This is a genomic window from Hypericibacter sp. (genome assembly GCF_050729195.1).
Classification (GTDB): Bacteria; Pseudomonadota; Alphaproteobacteria; order Dongiales; family Dongiaceae; genus Hypericibacter.
The window spans coordinates 1-2,407 of record NZ_JBOHKS010000181.1; the positions used below are offsets into that span (position 1 = coordinate 1).

The following is a 2,407-nucleotide window of genomic DNA, read 5'->3' on the forward strand; positions in this document are numbered from 1 at the left end:
GCGATGCCGCAGACTCTTCTGCGGCATCGCCGCCATTCGCCGCGAGACCGGCGATATGCGCATAGACCGCGCGCAGGCCCATCGCATCCGCGCCCTCGGGCCGGCCCGGACGGCCGCGGGCGTTGGCCGCCATGATGTCGAAATGCACCCAGGGCGTGGTCGGCCGCACGAACTCGGCCAGGAACAGGGCCGCCGTGATGGCGCCGGCGAAGCCGCCATCGCCGACATTGTTGATGTCGGCGATCTTGCTGTCGAGCATGCGCCGATAGGGCTTGTGCAGCGGCAGGCGCCAGAACGGCTCCTGATTCTCGATCGCGAGCTTCAGCAGCGAGTCCGCGGTCGCGTCGTGGTTCGAGAACAGCGCCGGCAGCTCCGGCCCCAGCGCCACGCGCGCGGCCCCGGTGAGGGTCGCGAAATCCACGATCAGAGCCGGATCGTCGCGATCGGCCTCGGTCAGCGCGTCCGAAAGAATGAGACGGCCTTCGGCATCGGTGTTGCCGACCTCGACCGAGATCCCTTTGCGGGTCTTGAGGATGTCGAGCGGATGGAAGGCATTGCCCGAGACCGCGTTCTCGACCGCCGGCACCAGCACGCGCAGGCGCACCGGCAGCTTGGTCTCCATGATCATGCGCGCCAGGCCCAGCACATGGGCGGCACCGCCCATATCCTTCTTCATCTGCAGCATGCCAGCCGCGTTCTTGAGATCCAGGCCACCGGAATCGAAGCAGACGCCCTTGCCCACCAGCGCGATCTTCGGTCCCTTCGTGCCCCATTTGATGTCGATCAGGCGCGGCGGACGCGAGGAGGCGCGACCGACCGCATGCACGGAGGGATAATCGGCCTTCAGCAGCGCATCGCCGACGATCACCTTGAAGCTGGCGCCGTTGGCCTTGGCCAACGTCTCGGCCTCGGCCGCGAGCTCCGCCGGGCCCATATCGTCGGCCGGCGTGTTGATCATGTCGCGCACCCAGTGGACGGCGGCGGCCATGGTCTCGACCTTGGCGCGGTTGGCGTTCTTCGGCCAGACCAGCTTGGCCGGCTCGCGCTTGGGCTTGCGGTAGCGGTCGAAGGAATAGGCGCCGAGCGCCCAGGCGAAGGCAGCAGCGCTGGCCTGGAGCGGCGTCAGCGGCGCGTCGACGCGATAGCGTCCTTCCGGGATGCTCTGCGGCAAGGCACCCCAGGACCAGAGATCGAGCCCGTCCTCGAGAATCAGCAGCACCGAGCCGATGCCGCCATCGCGCGCCGGCAGCAGCAGATGGCGCGACGGCTCCGCCTTGAAGTCGGTGGCCGCGATCCAGTTGCGCAAGCTGGCATTCTGGCCCTTGAGCCAGTTGCGGTATTGCGACCGGGCGACGGGATGGATGACGGCGGTCTTGCCGGCGGCGCGGTCGGTGAGCGCAGAAATCTCGGCCATGATCTCCTCGAGGGGATGACAGGAAGGGCGGGATCGGCAGCGAGTCGCCAGCATGGCCTGCCCCAACCGGGCTGAAAAGAGGGGCTGAGGGAGGAAGCCGGGCCCCTGCCTTGCCTCGCCCGAGGGGCTCGGGCTTACTGGAGCCCCTTTTTGACCCGCCGGAATCCCCTCATGACCGACATGACGCTCTATATCGGCAACAAGAACTATTCCTCCTGGTCGCTGCGACCCTGGCTGGCGATGAAGCAGGCGGGCCTCGGCTTCCGCGAGGTCATGGTGCCGCTCGACCAGCCCGACACGCATAAACAGATCAAGGCCTTCTCCGGTTCCGGCAAGGTGCCGTTGCTGGAGCATGGGGCGGTGAAGATCTGGGAATCGCTCGCGATCTGCGAGTATGTGGCGGAGATTCGTCCGCAGGCCCATCTCTGGCCCAGCGATCCCGCGGTCCGCGCCCATGCCCGCGCGGTCGCCACCGAGATGCATGGCGGCTTCGCCGAGCTCCGGCGCAACATGCCGATGGATATCCGGGGCCGCTGGCCCGAACGCAACCGCCAGTCCCACTGCACCGCCGAGATCGACCGCGTGATCGGCTTGTGGCACGAGGCGCGCGAGCGCTTCGGCAAGGCCGGTGCCAACGGCAAGGGCGATTTCCTCTATGGCGGCTTCACCATCGCCGATGCGATGTATGCGCCGGTCACCACGCGCTTCATCACCTATGGCGCCAAGCTCGATCCGGCCACGAGCGCCTATATCGAGGCTGTCAACAACCTGCCGGCGATGCGCGAATGGGCCGAGGCTTCGAAACAGGAGCCCTGGGAGCTGACCTATCCGGTGTTCCGGCAGACGTGATGTGGCACTTCTGCAAGCATGCGGATTTCCTGTCAGGCGCCTCGGGTCACGCCACCGCGATCCGCTCGAGCGTGCTTAAGAGGAAGTTCCCTGCTTCGCCTTACTTCCCCTCCCCCCGGCGGGCTTCGCCCGCGACTCTTGGAG

2 protein-coding genes are annotated in these 2,407 nt (G+C 67.1%); one reads left to right on the forward strand and one right to left on the reverse strand.

Translation table 11 applies throughout. The features are described 5' to 3' along the window. Window positions 1–1,414, reverse strand: a 1,414-nt coding sequence (locus ACREE8_RS14065) for a leucyl aminopeptidase family protein (protein WP_431573636.1), incomplete at its 3' end; no start/stop codon positions are given. Window positions 1,415–1,585: 171 nt separating this feature from the next. On the opposite strand from ACREE8_RS14065, the gene ACREE8_RS14070 reads away from it, so the two are divergent. After that, window positions 1,586–2,263: a glutathione S-transferase family protein gene (locus ACREE8_RS14070; protein ID WP_431573637.1), complete on the forward strand. Its 678-nt coding sequence runs from the start codon at window positions 1,586–1,588 to the stop codon at window positions 2,261–2,263. Window positions 2,264–2,407 lie beyond the last annotated feature (144 nt).

Excerpts from the sequence above, each read along its gene's own strand:
- ACREE8_RS14070 (WP_431573637.1), top strand. The coding sequence starts at position 1,586 with ATGACCGACATGACGCTCTATATCGGCAACAAGAACTATTCCTCCTGG.